This is a genomic window from Spiroplasma helicoides, from assembly GCF_001715535.1.
Classification (GTDB): Bacteria; Bacillota_I; Bacilli_A; order Mycoplasmatales; family Mycoplasmataceae; genus Spiroplasma_A; species Spiroplasma_A helicoides.
This window is the reverse complement of the sequence record NZ_CP017015.1, coordinates 19,945-40,272: the sequence shown is the minus strand read 5'-3', so window position 1 is coordinate 40,272 and position 20,328 is coordinate 19,945. Positions and strand designations below refer to the sequence as shown.

Annotated in this window: 24 protein-coding genes; all 24 read right to left on the bottom strand. The window is 28.1% G+C overall.

Going from position 1 to position 20,328, the window contains the following annotated elements:
- Nucleotides 1–9: 9 nt before the first annotated feature.
- The gene (locus SHELI_RS00205) at nucleotides 10–807 is read right to left on the bottom strand and encodes a Cof-type HAD-IIB family hydrolase (protein WP_069115777.1); all 798 of its coding nucleotides are present in this window, start codon (nucleotides 805–807) and stop codon (nucleotides 10–12) included.
- A 105-nt stretch (nucleotides 808–912) separates the two neighbouring features.
- The gene (gene rplA / locus SHELI_RS00200) at nucleotides 913–1,599 is read right to left on the bottom strand and encodes a 50S ribosomal protein L1 (RefSeq protein WP_069115776.1); all 687 of its coding nucleotides are present in this window, start codon (nucleotides 1,597–1,599) and stop codon (nucleotides 913–915) included.
- 2 nt (nucleotides 1,600–1,601) lie between these two features.
- A complete protein-coding gene (gene rplK / locus SHELI_RS00195) occupies nucleotides 1,602–2,036 on the bottom strand; it encodes a 50S ribosomal protein L11 (protein WP_069115775.1) in 435 nt (144 codons plus the stop codon).
- A gap of 120 nt (nucleotides 2,037–2,156) precedes the next feature.
- Nucleotides 2,157–2,831 (bottom strand): hypothetical protein, encoded by a 675-nt coding sequence (locus SHELI_RS00190; RefSeq protein WP_069115774.1) that lies wholly within the window; start codon nucleotides 2,829–2,831, stop codon nucleotides 2,157–2,159.
- A gap of 10 nt (nucleotides 2,832–2,841) precedes the next feature.
- On the bottom strand, nucleotides 2,842–3,849 hold the full coding sequence (locus SHELI_RS00185) for a hypothetical protein (RefSeq protein ID WP_069115773.1): 1,008 nt from the start codon (nucleotides 3,847–3,849) through the stop codon (nucleotides 2,842–2,844).
- 299 nt (nucleotides 3,850–4,148) lie between these two features.
- A complete protein-coding gene (locus SHELI_RS00180) occupies nucleotides 4,149–4,661 on the bottom strand; it encodes a peptidylprolyl isomerase (RefSeq protein WP_069115772.1) in 513 nt (170 codons plus the stop codon).
- A gap of 50 nt (nucleotides 4,662–4,711) precedes the next feature.
- On the bottom strand, nucleotides 4,712–5,329 hold the full coding sequence (gene nusG, locus SHELI_RS00175) for a transcription termination/antitermination protein NusG (RefSeq protein ID WP_069115771.1): 618 nt from the start codon (nucleotides 5,327–5,329) through the stop codon (nucleotides 4,712–4,714).
- Between the two features lie 12 nt (nucleotides 5,330–5,341).
- Nucleotides 5,342–5,755, bottom strand: a complete 414-nt coding sequence (secE, locus tag SHELI_RS00170; RefSeq protein ID WP_069115770.1) for a preprotein translocase subunit SecE — start codon at nucleotides 5,753–5,755, stop codon at nucleotides 5,342–5,344.
- 2 nt (nucleotides 5,756–5,757) lie between these two features.
- Nucleotides 5,758–5,919: a 50S ribosomal protein L33 gene (gene rpmG, locus SHELI_RS05885; protein ID WP_084449210.1), complete on the bottom strand. Its 162-nt coding sequence runs from the start codon at nucleotides 5,917–5,919 to the stop codon at nucleotides 5,758–5,760.
- Nucleotides 5,920–5,959: 40 nt separating this feature from the next.
- Nucleotides 5,960–6,562, bottom strand: coding sequence for a hypothetical protein (locus tag SHELI_RS00165; RefSeq protein WP_069115769.1), 603 nt, complete (start codon nucleotides 6,560–6,562; stop codon nucleotides 5,960–5,962).
- A complete protein-coding gene (gene rlmB / locus SHELI_RS00160; RefSeq protein WP_069115768.1) occupies nucleotides 6,555–7,274 on the bottom strand; it encodes a 23S rRNA (guanosine(2251)-2'-O)-methyltransferase RlmB in 720 nt (239 codons plus the stop codon). Before rlmB ends, SHELI_RS00165 begins: the two co-directional genes overlap by 8 nt.
- Complete coding sequence (cysS, locus tag SHELI_RS00155) at nucleotides 7,275–8,588, bottom strand: cysteine--tRNA ligase (RefSeq protein ID WP_232306382.1); 1,314 nt, start codon at nucleotides 8,586–8,588, stop codon at nucleotides 7,275–7,277.
- Between the two features lie 9 nt (nucleotides 8,589–8,597).
- Nucleotides 8,598–9,518: a hypothetical protein gene (locus tag SHELI_RS00150; protein ID WP_069115767.1), complete on the bottom strand. Its 921-nt coding sequence runs from the start codon at nucleotides 9,516–9,518 to the stop codon at nucleotides 8,598–8,600.
- Nucleotides 9,519–9,530: 12 nt separating this feature from the next.
- Complete coding sequence (locus SHELI_RS00145) at nucleotides 9,531–10,202, bottom strand: uracil-DNA glycosylase (protein WP_198146097.1); 672 nt, start codon at nucleotides 10,200–10,202, stop codon at nucleotides 9,531–9,533.
- Entirely contained in the window at nucleotides 10,202–12,544 is a 2,343-nt protein-coding gene (locus SHELI_RS00140; RefSeq protein WP_069115766.1) for a hypothetical protein, read from the bottom strand. Before SHELI_RS00140 ends, SHELI_RS00145 begins: the two co-directional genes overlap by 1 nt.
- A 72-nt stretch (nucleotides 12,545–12,616) precedes the next feature.
- Nucleotides 12,617–13,852, bottom strand: a complete 1,236-nt coding sequence (locus SHELI_RS00135; protein ID WP_069115765.1) for a hypothetical protein — start codon at nucleotides 13,850–13,852, stop codon at nucleotides 12,617–12,619.
- Nucleotides 13,853–13,900: 48 nt separating this feature from the next.
- Nucleotides 13,901–15,256, bottom strand: a complete 1,356-nt coding sequence (gene dnaB / locus SHELI_RS00130) for a replicative DNA helicase (protein WP_069115764.1) — start codon at nucleotides 15,254–15,256, stop codon at nucleotides 13,901–13,903.
- Entirely contained in the window at nucleotides 15,256–15,702 is a 447-nt protein-coding gene (gene rplI / locus SHELI_RS00125; RefSeq protein ID WP_069115763.1) for a 50S ribosomal protein L9, read from the bottom strand. The genes dnaB and rplI overlap by 1 nt, the downstream gene beginning before the upstream one ends.
- Before the next feature lie 68 nt (nucleotides 15,703–15,770).
- Entirely contained in the window at nucleotides 15,771–15,992 is a 222-nt protein-coding gene (gene rpsR, locus SHELI_RS00120; RefSeq protein ID WP_332307437.1) for a 30S ribosomal protein S18, read from the bottom strand.
- Between the two features lie 10 nt (nucleotides 15,993–16,002).
- Nucleotides 16,003–16,446, bottom strand: coding sequence for a single-stranded DNA-binding protein (locus SHELI_RS00115; RefSeq protein WP_069115762.1), 444 nt, complete (start codon nucleotides 16,444–16,446; stop codon nucleotides 16,003–16,005).
- A 17-nt stretch (nucleotides 16,447–16,463) separates the two neighbouring features.
- Nucleotides 16,464–17,045 carry a 30S ribosomal protein S6 gene (gene rpsF, locus SHELI_RS00110; RefSeq protein ID WP_069115761.1) on the bottom strand — a complete coding sequence of 194 codons (582 nt, stop codon included), beginning with the start codon at nucleotides 17,043–17,045 and terminating at the stop codon, nucleotides 16,464–16,466.
- 94 nt (nucleotides 17,046–17,139) lie between these two features.
- A complete protein-coding gene (locus SHELI_RS00105) occupies nucleotides 17,140–17,754 on the bottom strand; it encodes an IspD/TarI family cytidylyltransferase (protein ID WP_069115760.1) in 615 nt (204 codons plus the stop codon).
- A gap of 49 nt (nucleotides 17,755–17,803) precedes the next feature.
- Complete coding sequence (locus SHELI_RS00100) at nucleotides 17,804–18,808, bottom strand: class-II aminoacyl-tRNA synthetase family protein (protein WP_069115759.1); 1,005 nt, start codon at nucleotides 18,806–18,808, stop codon at nucleotides 17,804–17,806.
- A gap of 3 nt (nucleotides 18,809–18,811) precedes the next feature.
- Nucleotides 18,812–20,320: a lysine--tRNA ligase gene (gene lysS, locus SHELI_RS00095; protein ID WP_069115758.1), complete on the bottom strand. Its 1,509-nt coding sequence runs from the start codon at nucleotides 20,318–20,320 to the stop codon at nucleotides 18,812–18,814.
- Between the last annotated feature and the right edge of the window lie 8 nt (nucleotides 20,321–20,328).

Below are 20,328 nucleotides of genomic sequence, written 5' to 3'. Positions count from 1 at the left end.
CTTTAAAAGCTAAAATTTTATGTATTTTTCAATTTCAAAAACGTTATCAATTATGTGTTTTGCACGTTTTTCAACATTCGGTTGATGATTACTCATTGCAAATGAATGGTTTGTAACATCCAACATTTCTATGTCATTTTCACCATCCCCAGAGGTTACAACATCTTTATAATCAAAATGCTTTAAATCTCTTATTCTTTCTATACCATCACCCTTAGATACTTTGGGGTGCATTATCTCAAGTATGTTTTTATGGGTTCTAACAACTTTACAATTAGGAAGCATTTCTTTAACTATTTTTTTTAAAGGTTCTGCCTCATCAACTCTTAAATAAATATATAAGAGATTTAAATCTTTGCTATTTAATATCTCTTTTTCTCCTTCTTCAAAATTATTTTTATGTGGACCATTAAATGATAAAAAAGGATTTGAGTCAATTTCTTCTACTGGTACTTTTGAATAATCTCTTCTTTGATCTAATAAACAATATCCCAAAATATGATCATCTCTTAATTTTTTAAATAGTTTTATAATATTTTGTCTTTCTTCCATGGGAATAGGAGTGTTTAATATTATTCCTTTGCCTTTTTCGTATATAACAGCACCATTGTTACAAATTATGTAATTATATGGTACTTTTGCTTTATCTAAAACAGCTTCAATTTCATGAGGCATTCTGCCAGTCGCTATTGAAAAAGAGTTTCCGTTTTCGATTCAACGGTTTATAAAATCTAAATCTCTAGGATCAATTGTGTCATTATGTTCTAAATTAATAGTCCCATCATAATCTGAAAATCATCACTTCATATTTCTTTCCTCAAATTTCTATTAAACTAATATTTATATTTTAAATCCTTTACTTAAATATTTAAATAAAAAAACAAAAAACTCTTATTGTAAGAGTTTTTTGTTTTAGTGTTCTATTAGAACTTTGATTCCTGGACCCATTGTTGTTGTCACTGAGATATTTTTAATGTATGTCCCTTTAACAGCAGCGGGTTTAGCTTTTCTTATAACATCTAATAATGCTGAATAGTTTTGTAATAAGTTTTCTTCTTTAAAAGAAACTTTACCAAGGATTGAGTGCACATTACCTTCTTTATCAGTTCTGTATTCAACTTTCCCTTTTTTAATTTCTTCAAGTGCTTTTTTAACATCAGGTGTTACAGTTCCTGTTTTAGGGTTAGGCATTAAACCTTTTGGCCCTAAAATTTTACCTATTTTTCCTAGTTCAGCCATCATTTCTGGAGTAGCAACTATTACATCATAATCAAATCAGTTTTCTTTTTGAATTTTTTGTATTAGTTCTTCTGCCCCAACAAAATCAGCACCTGCTTCTTGAGCCTCTTTTGCTTTTGTTTTAGTTAAAACTAAAACTTTTTGAGTTTTTCCAGTTCCTCCTGGTAAAACTAATGCACCTCTTATTTGTTGATCGGCATGTCTTGGATCTACATTTAAGTTAAATGCTATTTCAACTGTTGCATCAAATTTAGTTATTGAAGTTTCTTTTGCAAGTTTTACAGCTTCAGTTATTGGGTATAGTTTGTTTTTATCAACTTTTGCATTTACAGCTTTTAATTTTTTACTTACTTTTGCCATAACTACTTACCTTCTTTTTCAGGCATACCTGTTACTTTTATACCCATGTTTCTTGCTGAACCTTCAATTATTCTCATAGCGGCTTCAATGGTATTTGCATTTAAATCCACCATTTTGTATTCTGCTATTTTTCTAATTTCATCTGCACTTAATGTTGCAACAACTTCTTTTCCTGTGTTTTTTGCTCCTTTTTGTATTCCTGCTGCTTTTTTAAGTAGGAATGCTGCTGGAGTTGTTTTTAATACAAAATCAAATGATTTATCATCATAAGCTGTAATAACAACTGGAACAACTTCTCCAGCTCTTTCTTTAGTGGCGTCATTAAATTGTTGTGTGAATTGCGGCATGTTTATTCCAAGAGAAGCTAATTCAGCTCCCGGTTTTGCTTGCATTGCCATAAATTCTAATTTTGCTATACGTGTGATTTTCTTTGCCACGAACAACACCTCCTGTTTTCGCTGTGGTCCTAACGCTTGAACTTTTTAGTTCATACTTCCACAATTAAAATCTGCCATTAATAATAATAACACACTTATTTATAATTTGAAATATTAATCTTATTTTTCAAAGTCAATAAATTTATTTAAAAAATCCTCAAGATCTTCTGAATTTATTAATTTAAAATTCTCATTATTTATGTGACTACTAACTTCAATAAAGTTTTTTTCTTTTTTTGATCAATAATTTCCATCACAAACAAACAAAATAAATATATCATAATTTATATATGGACTACTTGCATTTTTTATTGTGTTTATAACATCATTCTTTTGATTATCTTGTGCACCTCCAGGTTCGTTTGTGTATTTATGACATACATAAAAATCAGTATTCAAATTTTTATAGTTAAATTTAAAATCTATTGATTTGGACATGCTTGTTATAGATTTTTGAGTTTTAGAACCCATTCTTACTTCTTGATTTATTATGAAAACTGTATTTTCACTATTTTTACCTTTTGGTAGTTGTATATAATTCTTAACACCTTTAATATTTTTTAAAAAATCTCCAAAAGTGTCTTCGTGAATATTTTGTTTTGTGGGATCTTTTATAAAAAAAGCTTTAACTATATCACTTTTTTCAACTTCTTCTAACACAGTTTTAAAATCTAAAACATACTTTTTGCTAAAGTTTTGTATTTTCGTTCTTACGTTAGAATCATTTATATCAAAGACTTCAAAATTTTCCTTAATTTTTTTTTTGAATTGTTCATCATAATTTGGTTTAGACATTTTTTTACTCCTATCTTGAAATTACATTTGAATAAGCTATTTCTAAAATGTTTCTGGCGGTATGAAAATCCAATCTTCTCCTTCTTTCTGCTTTTTTATTATTTCCTTTAAATGGTGCCAACAAAACATCATTTGTTGCTGCTCTAAAATTATGCAATATTGTGTTTGCTTCTTTTATGATTTTATTAATTTGATTTTGATTACACTTTTTAAAAATTTCACACCCAACAATTGTTATAGCTCTTGAAGTGTTTTTTATTTTAGAAATACTATATAATAAATCTTCCTTATTTAAAAATTTAATTTTGTTCAATGGATCTGTTGAATCTACACCTTTTATAGCTATTTTACCCCTTATATCATTAAACCTTAAATCATAAAGAAACAAAGAGTCTGGTTTTGGTAATAATTTATTCAAATTTTCTAATTTTCCTATATATTTATCATTTTTATATATTTTAATTTTTTCTTTTACTGAACCATTAAAGCAAACCACACATATGGGAACTTCTGTATCTTCAAATGGGTTAGGTTCAATTATAACAATTCTATTAATTTTATCTTTCGGAAATGTAGATTTAATTATAGTTTCGGGAACTATGGCTATTCCAGGAAGACCTGTTTCTATCATTTGATGTAATGCTATCATATATAAATCTGTAAACTTAAATTTTAAAAAATATTTTTTATAAGAATCTGAAAAATCATTTCTTTTACAACTGTTTTTAGATAAATAAGGAGGATTTGTAACAAAAAAAGATTTACTAATTTTTGGAATTTTTAATAAACTGTCGTTTTGAGTTCAACCCAGTTTGTCATCTATATCATATCCTAAATATTTAAAATCCTGTTTATCACTAAATAAAATTCTGATGGTTGTAAACAAATCACCTATACCAGCAAATGGATCTACAATGCTTTTGCATTTTTTGGTGTTTTTTTCTATAAAATTTATAACCGGTTTTGTCAATCAGGTATTTTTTTTAGTAAAAAATTGACCTAAAATTAATTTTTTCATATTTATCACCTTGTCTTCAAAATAATTGTAACATTATCTAAATAAATCTTAAATTTATTTTTACTTTTAGCATAAAAAAAAGTTAATTTCATCACTAATTAACTTTTATATATGTTTAAATATTTTTTACATTATTTAAAATTGTCCTTGAGTTAATAACACCCTGAAACATCTAATTAAAATGGGTTTTTTCAATATCATAGTTGTTTCTTTTTCTAAGACCTAAGTGGGAGTGTTCCCAATTTCATTATATATCAAAATAGAAAAAATTTCCTATTTTTTTAATTTTTTTTTAGAAATTATTCCATTTTTTCAATATTTTTAATAATGATGGGTTCCTCGGGAACATCGTCATAGTAACCTTCTGTTTTTGTCTTTACATTTTGTATGTCTAGAGCAATTTTTAAACTGTCTTCATCGCTAAGTTTACCAAATGAAGCATATTTGCCATCTAAAAATGTTGCATCTCCTGTGACAATGAAAAATTGACTTGTAGCACTATTCATAACATTTGTTCTTGCCATCGATAGTATTCCTGGTTCATGTTTTAAATTCATGTTTTTATCTCAACCATTATCTTGAAATTCTCCACGAATGGGTTCAAGACCACCTTTTTCTTCTAAACTTTCAAAAAGTCCTCCCCCTTGAATCATAAATCCTTTTATAACTCTATGAAAAATCAAATCATTAAAATAATTTTCATTAATTAATCTTAAAAAGTTTCCTGTGGTTATCGGTGCTATTTCTGGGTAAATTTCTGCTTTCATTGATCTACCGTCTTTTAAATTAATTTTTATTTTTATACTTTTCATATTTTCTCTCCTTAAAAAATAAAAACAGCTTCTAAATAAGCTGTTTTAGATTAAAGTTTGTAAGCTAATTCTAAGTTAGTAAACTCAAACTCTGTTGGTGTGATTCTACCAAAAAGTTCTACACTCACTATAGCTATCCCTTTTTCATAATCCATCTCTGTTACTTGTCCTTCTGTATTTTCAAATGGACCTGACTTTACCACAACAACGTCTTTTAATTTAAATTCTGCAGTATGTAGAATTTTTTCTTTCTTAGGTTGTGTAAATCCTTTTGCTCCAGCTTTTTTATCTTCACTTTGTTGACCTAAAATTCTTGATACCTCTTCAACGGTTAGAGGGAATGGTTTTGCACCTTTTCCAGATGAACCAATAAACCCAGTAACACCAGGGGTATTCCTAATAATAAACCATGTTTCATCAGTCATAATCATATTTATAAATAAATACCCTGGATATTTATTTTTATCTATTGTTTTATTATTTTTTGATGCAACAGGTGATTTAGAAATTCTTATGTCAAAAATCCTATCTTCTAAACTTGAAGTTTCTATTTTTTGCAATAGATCTGCTCTAACTCTGTCTTCATGACCACTATTGCAATTTATTACAAATCATTGACCCTTGAAAGACTCTAACTCTTCTTCTAAACTTAAAAATTCTTTTTCCATATTTCTTACCTCTTAAATAATTTTTAAAACTTGGAAAAGATATTTAAGACCAGTATCTACTCCATAAAAGAACAATGCGAACACCAATAAGAAAACTACAACTCATGAAAACTTTTGACCAAGATTTTTTCTACTACTTCATTTAATTTTGTTAATTTCTTTTAACATTTTAATTGGAGCTTCTTTAAAAGCAAGTTTCAAGTTAACTTTTTCTTTGTGTTTTTTAACTTTAACTTTTCTTGCTTTTTGAACTCTTTCTTCTCTAGTTAAACCTTTATCTGCATCAAACGCTTGATAAAGCGCTTTCATTTCTTCATCTTTTTGTTGTTTTTTTATTCTTTTAGCTTCCAATGCTTCTTCTCGTTTTTTTAGTTTTTCTTGAATTTTAGCTGCTTTTGCTTCTGCTTTAGGATTTTTATCTTTCATTTTTATCTAGACTCCTTATGAATTGTTCTTGCATTGCACGTATTGCAAAATTTTTTGATTACTAATCTTTCTCTTTGAGATAGTGTGCTTTTATGCAATGTATAATTTCTTGACAAACATTCTTCGCATACTAATAAAGCCTTTTTCTTACTTACAATTGACATAAAACTACTCTCTTCTAAACAATATTATATAGTATCTTGACTAATTATGCCAAGAAATTATATGTTTTTTAAGTTTTGATATGATAGCTTCAGATGCTCTCCGTTTAAGGGCAATTAGTTGCGATGCTCTAGTTTTTGTATAACCTTTTAGAATAAGTCTTATAAAAGTTATTTCAATATAGTTTCTACTTTTTATAAAAAAGGCTTTAATAGATTCTCTTATATCTTCAATTCTATTAGATTCTTTGTTAATATCGAAAGCAGCATTAGATATCAAAGTATTTTCTAATGTATCTTGAACATTTCCTTCGTTTTTTATGGGGCTTGTGTAGTATATAATGTCTTTATATTTTGCTTTAGCGCTTCTAACATAATCCATTACTCTGTATTTTACAACGGTTGTAATGAATGCTTCTATATTTTTATTTTTTGATTTTTCAATTGCACTTTTTGCTTCAACAATTGCAAAATAAATTGATGTTAATACTTCAAGGGGGTCTTGTATATAGTTTTGTGCCTTGTTTATTATTTTTGATGCAGCAAATTTTAAAATTTTAGCAAGGTTTTTGGCTTCTTCTCAACCAAAATTATCAAAGTGTTTAGTTATTTGTTTTGCTAATATTTCAATATATTTTTTATTCATTATTGTACCTGTTAAAAAGTATAATCCCAGCAGCTACTGAAACATTAAGTGAGTCAATATCATTATTTGTTTTTATTTTAAATAAGTAATCTGATTTTTTCATGATCTTGTTTGCGACTCCTTCCATTTCATTACCTAAAATTATTACACAATTTTTAGTAAAATCTGTTTTTGTAATATCTAATGATTCATCTCCTAGATAAGAACAGTATATTCAATAATTTTTTTCTTTTAATAAACTAATTGCATGACTTAAGTTCGGAACTTTAACAATTGGAATTGTATAAGCAGTCCCGGCAGAAGCTTTCATAACGGCTGGTGTTACACCTGCTTGATTGTGTTCGGGTATTATAATACCATTCACTCCGAATAATACTGCACTTCTAATTATAGCCCCAAAATTGTTTGGGTCTTGTATTCTATCAAGAATTAAAATAGTATTCTTTTTATTTTGCTCACCTAATAAAGATTTAAAATCAGAAAATTGAAAATCTTTTACTTCAGCTAAAATATTTTGGTGTGTGACTTTTTTATTAAACAAGTTTTGAAAATCTGATTTTTCCAAATAATCTACTTTTAATTTTTTTTGTTTTATTATTTCTAAAACATTGTTGTCAATTGCTGAGTTTTTCAATAAAATAACTCTTTTAATAATTGATTCATTTTTTTGAATGGTATTGATCACAGGATTTTTACCATAAATTATATTCATTTAGATTATTCCTTTCTCATACAACTGCGCTCTAATATTGTCTGCTTTTTCATAGTTTTTTTCATTTATTGATTTTCTTCAATTAATTAAAAGTTCTTTATCGTTCTCTGATATTTTTGGAGTTTGAAAATTAAACCCCAAAACTTTTAAAATAGTTTTTAAATCTTCAAAACTTGTTGTTAAAACTTTTTCTTTAATTTCTTTATTTAAATCTTTAATCATTTTGTCTACTAAGGTTAAAACCATTGGTGTGTTTAAATCATCACTCATATATTTTATGAATTGTTCTATATTAGTTTTAATAGGTTCTGATTCTATTTTTAATTCGTTGATAATTGTCATTCACTCCACTTGTTTTATGAGACTTATCACTTTATTGTTTCAATCTGCTGCTTGTTTCATAACTAAACTTGATAAATTTTGAGGTTGTTTGTAATTTGAAACCAAATATATGTACCTTAAAATATTTGAGTGGTTCTCACTCAAAAAATCTTTAACTAAAATAAAGTTATTTAAAGATTTAGACATTTTTACATCTTCGACAGACAAATGCCCATTGTACATTCAAATAGATGCTAATTCGGTATAGTTTTTTGAAACATATTGTATTCTTTCGTTTTCATGATGTGGGAACTTTAAATCTATGCCACCAACATGAATATCAAGTCCTCTATCAAAATAATCATCTATCAACAAAGCACATTCTGTATGTCATCCAGGTCTTCCTAAACCCCAAGGCGATTCTCATCTAATTCCTAGGTTTGTTTTTTTTCATAAAACAAAATCTGCTGCATTTTTTTTATTCTCTTCTTTTTCAACTCTATTCCCTATATTTAGCTCTTTTATTTTTTGTTTTGATAACACACCGTATTCAGATTTATTACTTTCAATATCAAAATAAACATTTCCATCTACTTCGTATGCATAACCTTTTGCAATTAGATCTTCAATAAAAATTATCATTTCATTTAGCTTAGTTGATATGGGTGTTATTTTAGAAGGCATTTTTATGTTTAATGCTTCTAAGTCTTTCAAAAAAAAGTTTGTATATTTTTTTGAAATTTCCAGTTCGTCGCTATTTTCTTCAATAGCTCTTTGAATAATTTTGTCATCAACGTCTGTTATGTTTAATAAATAATTTACTTTGTAATTTTGAAATTCTAAAAATCTAACCAATGTATCTGTCAGTATCATTGGTCTAGCATTACCAATATGAATAAAATTATAGACTGTAGGCCCACATGTGTATATATTAATTTCTTTATTCTTTAATTCTTTTAAACTACCCGATAGAGTGTCATACAATTTAATCATAAACAAAACCTATCTATCTCTTTTAATTAATGGTGAAACTGCTTTATATGTATAATAAAGTATTGTTGCGTTAGTTACAATTTTTAATGGTGCTTGAACTAGTCTTGCCATAAACATCAATATATAACCACTATCATTTGAGTTGTTAGTTTGTTGCAGCCCAAGGAATCCATAGTCACCTCAAGCTGAAATTACCGAAGTTACGATGTATTCTGAAGCAGTAGCAAATAATAATATTGGCATATAAGTGTTTAACATTTTTCTATGTTTTGAAATCATTCCACCAATAGCAATAGCCCAAACCATAAATACACATAATAAAATTGATATTATAAATACCCATTTAAATATTTGTTTGTCCATTTTTATAGAAACTATCTGTATTTCATCAATATTTTTGGCTGCATCAATCACATAAACCATTGCAATACCAAACCCTATTAAAAAGATATTTGTTAAAGCCAACATTATTCAGTTATTACCTCTACCAACCCTTAAAAAACTAGATCCGATTCCGGCTACAAAACCATAACAAACAACGATTATTATAAAAGCGGGGTGAATAAAAGATGGTACAAAAAGCATAACTAAAACCTCAGTTATCAAACCAACTATAACACCAACAATTGGGCCAAAAATAAACCCAGCTATTTTAACCATTAATCCTTCAATAGCAATTCTAATTGGTGGAAAAACAGTAATTGGAGCAGCTAAAGAAACAACAACTGTTACACTAACACTAACAGCAACAAGCATTGTTATGTATGCAATATTTTTTGTTGTAAATCTGATACCATGATACTTTTCTTTCAAAATAGCATATGACATTCAGTTGTAGATTATGTAAGAAAATATAAAAAATCCCATTATTGCAGCACCTAAATATGCTATATTATTACCTTTTAGTAGTGCTTCTGCGAATTTCTGCATAACTATCTCCTTTTACAAACTTCAATCAATTGAACTACCATCAATTTTTTTTAACATTCCATTTATCTTTGAAAAAGGTTTACTATTTTCAAACCCTTTTTTATAGCTGAATGGAGAGGGGTGTGCACTTTCAATCACATACCCTTTTTTTATATTAAGTTTATTATATAGTGTTTTTGAAAAATTTCCTCATAAACAAAAAATTATGTTTCGATTGCTTTCATAAAGTTTTTTTAAAAGTTCTAAAATTATTTTTTCTCACCCTAAATTCTTATGTGATGCTGGTTCATTTTCTTTAACACTAAGCGAAGTATTTAATAATAAAACGCCTTGCTCAACTCATCCAGATAAGTCGTTTTTATTAAAATGATCTATATTAAGATCACTTTTAAGTTCTTTGAAAATATTTCTTAAACTTGCTGGTGTCTTTGAATTGTTATTAGAGCTAAATGCAATCCCATTTGCTACATTTGGTGTGTGATAGGGATCTTGCCCAATAATTACTACTTTTACTTTGTCAAAATCTAAAAGTTCAAAAACTTTAAATATTTCTTCTTTTTTGGGGCATACTTTATCTAGTTTTTCAATTTCTCCTAATATTTCGGTTAGTTTATTAAATATATCAACTGAAGTGAATATTTTTTTTCAATTTTCTTTTATAGAACACATGTAATTAGTAATCATTATTTTAATCTTTTTTCAATTTTCTTTCTACTTATCTCATCTCGCTTTTTAAGTTTTTTCAATAATTTTTTATCTTTTTTAGTTAATGGACCTTGCTCTTCTTCATCTTGTTGAAAGTCCATACGTGGGGTTGAAAAAATATCATCTTCTTCTTCTATTGGTCCAAGATCGATAACATCATCATTTCTTCCGTTAGAATTAGATAAAGTTACATTGCTAGTTTCATACAATTCTGTGATTGTTTTATTTTGAACAACTTTGTTACCGATATTGGATTCTTGCTCGTTTATGAAATTTAAATATGCTTCATCAAGAGATGTTGTTTGGACCTTGGTGTTTGAAATAGTATTTTTAATTTCTAATGTATTGTCAAATTCAGAAGTAACTATTTCCTCAGTTTGCTCTATATTTTCAAAAGATTGTGCAATAATTGGTTGTTTTTCTAAATTTGGTTCACTTGGAATGGTTGGTACGTTTTGTGAAATGGGTTCACTTGGAATGGTTGGTACGTTTTGTGAAAATGTAGTACTTGATTGATTGTTATTTAGACTATTTTTATAAATATTTTGATCTGAGCTTAAATTTTTGATTTCGCTTTCATCATTCTTTGGTAAATCATTTGCAGCTTTCAAAATTTCACTTTGCTTCAAATTTGTCGCTGTACTTTTTTTTATAGGGTTTTCTTTTATAATAAATGTTTTAGAATTGATCTCATATTCTTCAAAAGGATCTTTTTTATTACCATCAATAAGAGGTTTTCTTTCAGTGTAACTAGCAGCCTCACCAAGACTATCATCATCTGTATTGTTGATTATGTAATCATCCAACTGTATAATAGCACCCTCATCAAAATCAAAATCATCCATGAAAAAACCACTTTGTGATTCATTATTTAGTTCTGATGAACTTTGTGTTTCTGCTGAGTTTAAATTGTCTGCAAGCATTTTTTTGTCACTAAATTGTTCCAAATTATTTGATACATTTTTATCTGGTTCGCTTGCTGATGTTTGACTTTCTTCTTTATGTAAACCCGGTAATTGTAAGGCATGAGTTTGTGGATTTGCTTCTCCTTTTATTGGAGCTTCAACTTGTTTTAATCCAGGACTTGGTACATTTTTATTTAAACTCTCTGTTGATTTGTTATCCTGAATTGGTTGTTTGTTTAAATTTGGCATTGGTAATGCTTGAGTTTGTGAGCTTGTTTCTCCTTTTATTGGAGCTTCAACTTGTTTTAATCCAGGACTTGGTACATTTTTATTTGAACTCTCTGTTGATTTGTTATCCTGAATTGGTTGTTTATTGATTGGTTGTATTTGTGAGGGTTGAACTTGTTTCATTGCATCCCTATTTGTTAAAATTTCTATTGGTTTTGGAGAAAAGTTTGTTGCATTATTATTTAAATTATCAGTTGATTTGTCGTCGTGCTTAAAACTTTTATTAACATCAGGCATTGGTAACGCCTGAGTTTGTGTACTTGCATCACTTTTTATTGGTGCTGCAATAGGATTTTGTCCGCTATTTGCCTGTGTTTGACTTTTTATTTGCTTTTGTGTTTTACTATAATCCAATTCATTTTTGGAAGATTTTTCGCTAAAGTTTTGATTAACTTTTTGACTGTTCTTAAAGTTTTCCAATTCCTTAGCTCTATTAATGACATCATCTGTAATCTTATTATTTTGTATTTGATCAATGTCGTTTGGGTGTAAAGCAGGTTTTACCTTATCATATTCATTACTTCAATTATTGAAAGGTTGTTGTATGATTGGTGCCATTTCTTCAAGTTTAGAAATATCTTCATCTTTAATAAATGGCTTTTGATTAACTATAGCTTCTTCCACACTTTGTTTTTGTTGTTCAGAACCCATATTTGGACTGACATATTGATTTGGTGTATATTGTTGTTGGCCATATTGACTAGCAAAGTCTCTATTAGCAAATCTTTGTTGATCATAAGCATATTGAAAAGCAGCTTGTTGTTGTGCTAATAGCTGTTGTTGGTACATTGCTTGCATTGCAGCCATTTGAGAATATAAATGTTGTATCTCAGAGTTGTAAGAAGCCGCGTTTGAAAATCTGTTCCCGAAATCTAGATTTTCATAACCATCTCAAAAGTAATGATTATCATATTGATATGAATCATCATAGATTCAATCACCTTCTTCATATGAATTACCTCAATCACTATAAACGTCCATCATAGTTTGTTCTGAATAAAATGATCCTGATAGAGTTTGTAAAAATGCATGAGCGTCTATTTCATTATCAAACTCAGCAACCACCTCATCGGTATTTTCATCCATCACAATATATAACTTTCCATCTATTCTAATGTAGTAATTCATAGGCTACACCTCATTTGATATTATCTCATATTTAAAGTTTTTTTCAATTTCCAAAAATACAAAAAAAGAGTTTTAACTCTTAATTTGACTTATTTCTATTCCTGGATCAAAATTTTCTCCCAATACATTAAAAATGTTTTTATTGTTTTGGGCGATTATTTCATCTTTAAATTGGTATATCGCTGGTTCATATCAATATACAGATAGGTCTGTTCTATTGTCTTCGCTAGTATTAGATAAAATATCAGAACTTCTTAAACCTCAATTTATAACTATATTATTAATTTTTGTGTATTTTATTAAATAATTCAATTGATCGCCATGATTGGGATCAGTAAAGTTTAATTCAACATTTGCAAATTTATTACTTAAAGAATAAATAAGGGTTGCATTAGATTGTACAGTTTTGTTATCTTTACCAAAATGTAATTTAAATTCGTCTTTCAACTGATAATTTATTTTTGGTTTATAACTATCATCTTCTTGTTTATCAGCATTTGCAATTTCTTTTGAAATTTTAGTTGGAATTTCAAAATCTCCTAGCAAGTTTATTTCACTTGTTTCTACATTTTTTAAAACTGATGCTTTTGAAATCATTTTCTTTTCATCATCATTTGGATTTTGTGGATCGCTGGCATATTTGGTTTTGGCATCATCCTCAGATAAACCTATAACTTTTAGAGCATCTGATAATTTATCTCCGGAATTTACAGTTGTTGCTTGATCGTTTGAAGTTGTATCATCCACACTTGCATTTTTTATATCAAAACTATCCATTATTTCTGAAGTCTCTAACTGTTTTTCTTTATAAATTTTCTTCACCAAAAAGATTGGAGAGTCACCATTGTTATAAATAGATTTTTTGTTTGCTCTATCAAAATTGATAGATGTAAAGTTGGTGTTTCTTGAAGAAGTGTAAGAATTTTTAAAATTTAAAAATGCTTCTTCTTGGTTATCTTTGTTGTCATCAATATATTTATTTAAAGACATATTGATACCGTTTTGACCTAACAATTCTTTTTCTATATTAAGTTTTTCTTGGTTTTGATATTTTGTTTTAGTAAAAGTAATGGCTTCTAGCAATTGTCTTGCAACTGATAAAACTTTATTTTTATTCAAAGTGTTGTTATATGCTTCTAACACACTTACATCCGATTCTTTTCCATCTTTATCAGTTTTTTTCTCAAACTCAACACCATCAACTAAAACTTTTACATCTATACTTGGTATGGCTCCACAAGCCAAAACTGCTGATGAAGAGCTGGCCGATAATGCTAAAACTCCCATAAAAGATAATAACTTCTTCATACTATTCCCCTTTTTCTAATTTATATAATACATTAATTTTTATTATAATTAAGAAATTTTTGTCTGGTCTATAAATCTTCCAAAATTTCTCATAAAATTTACTTTAACAACACCTGTGGCACCATTTCTATGTTTTGAAATAATTACATCAGTTTCGTCAATGTCATCCTTTGAAGAAACTTCATATTCTTTTGTTTTATAATAGGCTTCCCTATATAAAAACATAATAATATCAGCGTCCTGTTCAATTGCTCCTGAATCACGTAAGTCGGACATTAGTGGTATTTTTTCTTCTCTTTTTTCAACGCTACGGGATAATTGTGATAAACAAATTATTGGTATTTTCAATTCTCTAGCTATTTTTTTAAGGTATCTAGAAATTGAGGCAACTTCATTCTGTCGACTCTCAGCCTTGTTTGATATTGATGATATAAGCTGTAAGTAATCTATAAAACAAATATCTATTCTCAAATCTCTTTTCATTTTTCTTAATTTAGATTGTATTTGTAAAACATTTATTCCTGGTGAATCATCGATGACTATATCCATTTTTTTGATACTTTGTGCTGCGGATGTTATTTTAGATCACTTATCTTTATCTAAACCTCTTGCATTTCTCAATGAAGCCCCGTCTACCCCAGAATTAGAAGACAATATACGTTGAACCAATTGTTCTTTTGGCATTTCTAAAGAAAAGAATGCTACGCCTTTTCCTTTTTCAGCTGCATTAACAGCTAGGTTTAAGGCAAAAGCGGTTTTCCCCATACTTGGTCTTGCAGCTAATATTATAAAATCACCTTTTTGTCAACCATTAGTAATAGAGTCAATGTCTGTAAATCCAGAAGTTACTCCATTTATAATTTCACCATTTTCTTCAAGTGCAGCGATTTTTTCAACAACATCGTCTACTATTGTGCTTATTCTTGACATTTCGTCATCTACAAGTTCTGTTCTAATGTTTAAAATTTTTTCTTGCGCTTCTAAAAATATTTCCTCGATAGATTTTTGTTTTGTCTCTCTCATTTGTTTAATATTTATTAAAGCTTGATCTAATTGTCTACCTATTGAGTTTTTAAAAATTATACTTACATAATCTTCAAAACCCTCATCAGTATAGTAATAACTAGAAATATCTGAAAGATAATCTACACCACCGATTTTGTTTAATTCTTTTGTACCTTCTAAAAAATCGGTTAGTTGTGTTATGCTAATTGTTTGACTATTTTCATTTAGTTTTTTGATAGCATCAAAAATTATACCGTGTGCGTCCCTAGAAAAATCTGTTCTTGTTAGCTGATGTAGTATGTTGAAACGGGCTTTATCAGAATACATTGCAACTGCCAAAACAGTTTTTTCTGAGTCAATCAGAACCGATTGTTGTTCTAAGTCCATAAGATTTTCCATTATTCTTTTCCTTCTATTTGAACTTTTAGGGTAGCTTGAATTTTAAAATCTAGTTTTACTTTTAAATAAAACAATCCAATTTTGTTTAAATTTTCATGTTGTTCAAACTTTCTCTTATCAAGAACTATTTGATGTTCTTTTGCCATTCTATCACAAACTTGAGTTAAAGATACTGCCCCAAATGGTTTATTATCTTTTACCTTAAGTGAGAAATTTAATATAAGTGATTCTATTTTTTCTTTTAGCTTCTCTTGCTCTTTAATTAAACTTTCTTTTTCTTGACTTTCTTTTTTTAACTTAACATTTAAATGATCAACATCAGATTTAGTTGCATAAATAGCAAGTTTATTTGGAATCAAATAGTTTTTTGCATAACCATCTGAAACTTCAACTATTTGATTTTTTTTACCGTAGTTTTTTACATCTTGTAATAGAATAACTTTCATTTTTATCACCAAAATTATTATAGCAAAGTATTAAAAAAGCACCTAATAAAATTAGGTGCTTAACACAATTACTTATTAACAAATGGTAGTAAACCCATTATTCTAGCTCTTTTGATTGCAACAGAAAGCATTCTTTGACTTTTTGGTGATGTTCCTGTTATTCTTCTTGGTAAAATTTGACCGTTATTTGAAATAAATTTTTTTAATAATTCAACATCTTTGTAATCTATATATTCAATATTATTTTTTGCAAAAAAATTAACTTTTTTTCTTTTTATAAACTTTTTCATGTTTCTCCTTTTAGTCATCTCATAAAATTGAGTCATCATCATTTGAAGGTCTATTGTCTTCAATTAAATCAAAATCATAATTATTTGATGTCGGTTGTTCATTTAAGTTAGACACGGGTGCCACGGGTCTTGCAACTTGTTGTTGTTGACCAGGACTTCCTAAAAACTGAACTCTATTTGCTCTAATTGTTACTTGTGTAGAATACTGTCCATTGTTATTATCTTGTCTAACATTAACATTACCTTCAACAGCGATTTGTCCACCTTTTTTAACATATCTAGCTAGATTTTCTGCTGTTTTTTCTCAAGCAAAGCAAGGAATAAAGTTTGTATACTCTTTTCCTCCCCCATATTCAGAAACAGCAAGTGTAAATGCAACATATGATTTACCTGTACTTGATGTTCTAAGTTCTGGGTCCTTTGTGATTCTTCCAATTAAATTAACTGAGTTCATGCTAACCTCCTAAATGCTTATTCTTCTTCTTTTTTAGTTTCTTTTTTTGCTGGTGCTTTTTTTAGTGCTTCTTCTTTTACTTCGTGTTTTTCTGCTGATTTTTTAACTGCTGGTGCAGATTTTTTTACATCATTTTCACTTGAAGTTTGAGTGTTGTTTTCGTTATTGTCTGATTTTGGTCTAGCATCATTAGCTTCACCTCTATCATCTCTTCTTCCACCAGGTCGTCTATCAAAACCTCTTGAAGGTTTTTTCTCTTCTTTAAATTTTGACATATCTGTTTTAGATAGTTTTGTTGATTGAATATATTTTTTTTCGTTTTCAGTGTTTATTATTAATTCTCTAACTACATTTTTATCTATTTTTGAAATTCTTCTGAACTCTTCAATGTTTTCAGATTCAGTTTCAACAATAAGAACTGAGTAGTATCCTTTTCTTTTTTTATTTATTTCATACGCAAATTCTTTTAACCCTCAATCTTCAGATTCTAGAATTTTACCACCGTTGGCTGTTAAGATGTCGTGTAGTTTTGATTGAACTGCTTTAACATCTGTTGTGTCTTGATCGATAATATACATAACTTCGTATTTTCTAATCATTTTGACTCTCCTTATGGTCTTTTGGCCTAATAAAGGCAAGGAGTTAATAGAAATTAACTCACTAAGTTATTATATATTAAAAGACTAAAAAATATTAATTATTTATATCATATTTGTAAGTTATTTTTTTATTTTGTTCTTCACCTTCAATTAGTTTTATTTTATATCCTTTACCCTCTAACGCTTGGCAATCATCAAACCAATTGATATCAAGCTTTTCATACTCTTTTTTTATTATATTAGTTTTAAATAGTTGAGGGGTTTGAGAAATAAAATAGTCATCCCTGTTCAAAGTCTGTATTTGATCACCATCTATTTTTTTCAAGCAACTAGTTATTTTTAAATAAGGAATAACTGCATCATTTAAATCTTTATGCTTTATTAAATTATTTATAAGTTTTTTACTCAGAAATGGTCTTGCGCCATCATGAATAAATACAAAATTACTTTCAACCAACTTTAGTCCTCGATTGACTGACTGACTTCTAGTTTTTCCGCCCTCGATAAAAAAAAGTTTGTCAAACATTTTTTTATCAATTTTATCTCATACTTTGCTGTTTGTTACAACGATTACTTTGCTAACTTCTGAGATTTTACTAAAAGCTTTTAAAGTTTTGTTTATCAAAAAATCATCTTCAATTTTTTCAAGCATTTTATTATTACCAAATCGCTCACTTTTTCCATAAGCAACAATTACTAAGTCAATCATATTATCACCAAAATAATTATAAATAAAAATCAACCACAATGGTGGTTGATTAAAATATTTTTATGTTATTAGTGTTACAGTAATTTAAAAATTTTTGATCTCACACAGAAGAAGTGACCTCTCCTATGTGCTGTTTTTCTAAAATAGCCATAACTATTCTATCTACATAAATCCCAGAGGTAATTGTTAGTGGTAACAAGTCTGATTTTAACTTATTTTGATATTCTGTTTGGGTTTTTTGATTTTCTTTCAAAATAGAGTTTTGCGCTTTAAATTTTTCTCTATCAACAGAATAAGATACATACCCTATACTAACTGCTTTTTCACAATTTGTATTGTAAAAATATATTTTAGAATAGGTACTAAAATCAAATACATCACTTGAAAATTGACCAACATTATTTTGATTGAAAAGTTGTGATACAAATTCTTGCAATACAAATGCACCATTATCTTTTCCAAATTTATTGATTCTTTCTTTAAAAGTTAATAGCGGATATAATTCTTTCAATTTTTTATAAGTAACAAATATTAAAGTATTACCAAAATGTTTTTTTGTTAATTTTTTAAACTTTTCTGACACTTCATTATCAATATCGTTTATGATTTTAAAAATATCAGTAACACAAGAGTTGACCTCTTCAATACTATAATTACTTTTAAGAATTTCCATTCCTAGTTCATGAAAAGTTATAGACGATGTGTTTGTCATTTCAGCGTCTCTTTCAATTGCAAAAAAATCAGTTATTATACCTTTATCTTTTTCTTCAAATTCAGCTTCTAGTAAAAAATTTCTTCTTCACTTGTTGTTTGATTGTAAAACTTCACCATAACTATTATTAAAAGAAATATCAAAATCTATTGGTCTTCTTGTTTGTTGCGCATCATCATTCAATCAAAGATTTTTGTCTGTTACAACTGCTGAACTAACTTCAATTAAACCAAAATTTTTTTTAAGCTGACTTTTTATTTTGTTTTTAATTAGTTCAATACCCTTTACAGTTTCAAATGAATTTAGCTTTGAAACATATCCAAGTGTGATCCCATACTTCATAAATTATCCTCTTGGTTTCATTTGCGGGAATAATATAACATCTTTAATTGATTCTGAATTAGTTAACAACATAACTAGTCTGTCAATTCCGATTCCGATTCCACCTGTTGGAGGTAAACCATATTCTAATGCTTCAACAAAATCTATATCCATATCATTTGCTTCTTCATTTCCTTGATCTGATTCTTTAACTTGATCTAAAAATCTTTCAAATTGATCGATTGGATTATTTAACTCAGAGAATGCGTTTGCATATTCTCTATTTAAGATAAATAGCTCAAATCTATCTGTAAATCTCGGATCATCAGCATTAGCTTTGGCTAATGGTGATATTTCTTTTGGGTGACCATAAACAAATGTTGGTTCTTTTATAGTTTCTTCAACGAACTCTTCATAGAATAGATTGATTATATGTCCAACTGTTGAGTGGTGTTTTTCAATTTTAATTTTGTGTTCATCTGCGATTTTTTTAGCTTCTTCAAATGTCATTGGTTTTCAGAAATCAATTCCTTTAATATCTCTAATTGCATCTACCATGTGTAATCTTTTAAATGGTTTTCCTAAATCTAAATCATAACCACCGTATGATAAAGTTGTTTTACCATTAACAGCCATCGCACATGTTCTAATTAATTCTTCACATAAGTCCATAACAAAATACATATTTTTATATGCAACATAAATTTCTATTGTTGTAAATTCAGGATTATGTCTTGTACTTATTCCTTCGTTTCTAAAAAGTCTACCTATTTCGTATACTCCTTCAAATCCACCCACGATGCATCTTTTTAAGTGTAACTCTGGTGCAACTCTTAAGTAAAAATCATTATTAAGAGCATTATAAAATGTGGTGAATGGTTGCGCTGTTGCCCCACCACGAATTGAGTGTAAAATCGGTGTTTCAACTTCCATGTATCCTTTATCATCTAAAGTTTTTTGGATTGTTCTAATAATTTTATTTCTTTTAATAAAAACATCTCTTGTTTCAGGATTAACAATCAAGTCAACATATCTTCTTCTATATTTTTCCTCAATGTCACTAATTCCTGCATGTTTGTCAGGTAATGGTTTCATGGCTTTAGTTAATAAAACATATTTTTTAACTCTAATAGTCAATTCTCCATGATCGGTTTTCATCATTACACCTGTTATACCAATAATATCTCCTAAATCAAGATCACTAAAACTTTCAAATGCTTCTGCTCCAATTTCATCTTCTCTAACATAAATTTGGATCATTCCAACTTGATCTTGAATATTTGCAAAAATAGCTTTTTTTCCTGCTTCTCTAAATAATCTTATTCTTCCTGCGGTTGAAATTTGTTCACCATTTTTACTTTGTAATTCTTCTTTACTAAATCCATTGTACTTTTCTAATAATTCTTTTGTATTGTGTGTACGATCAAAGAACGTTTCTCTAAATGGATCTTTGTTTTGTTCGACTAATTTTTTATATTTTTCTCTACGAACTAACTCTTGTTCGCTAAAATTTCTATCAAAATTGTTATTCATTTTTTCTC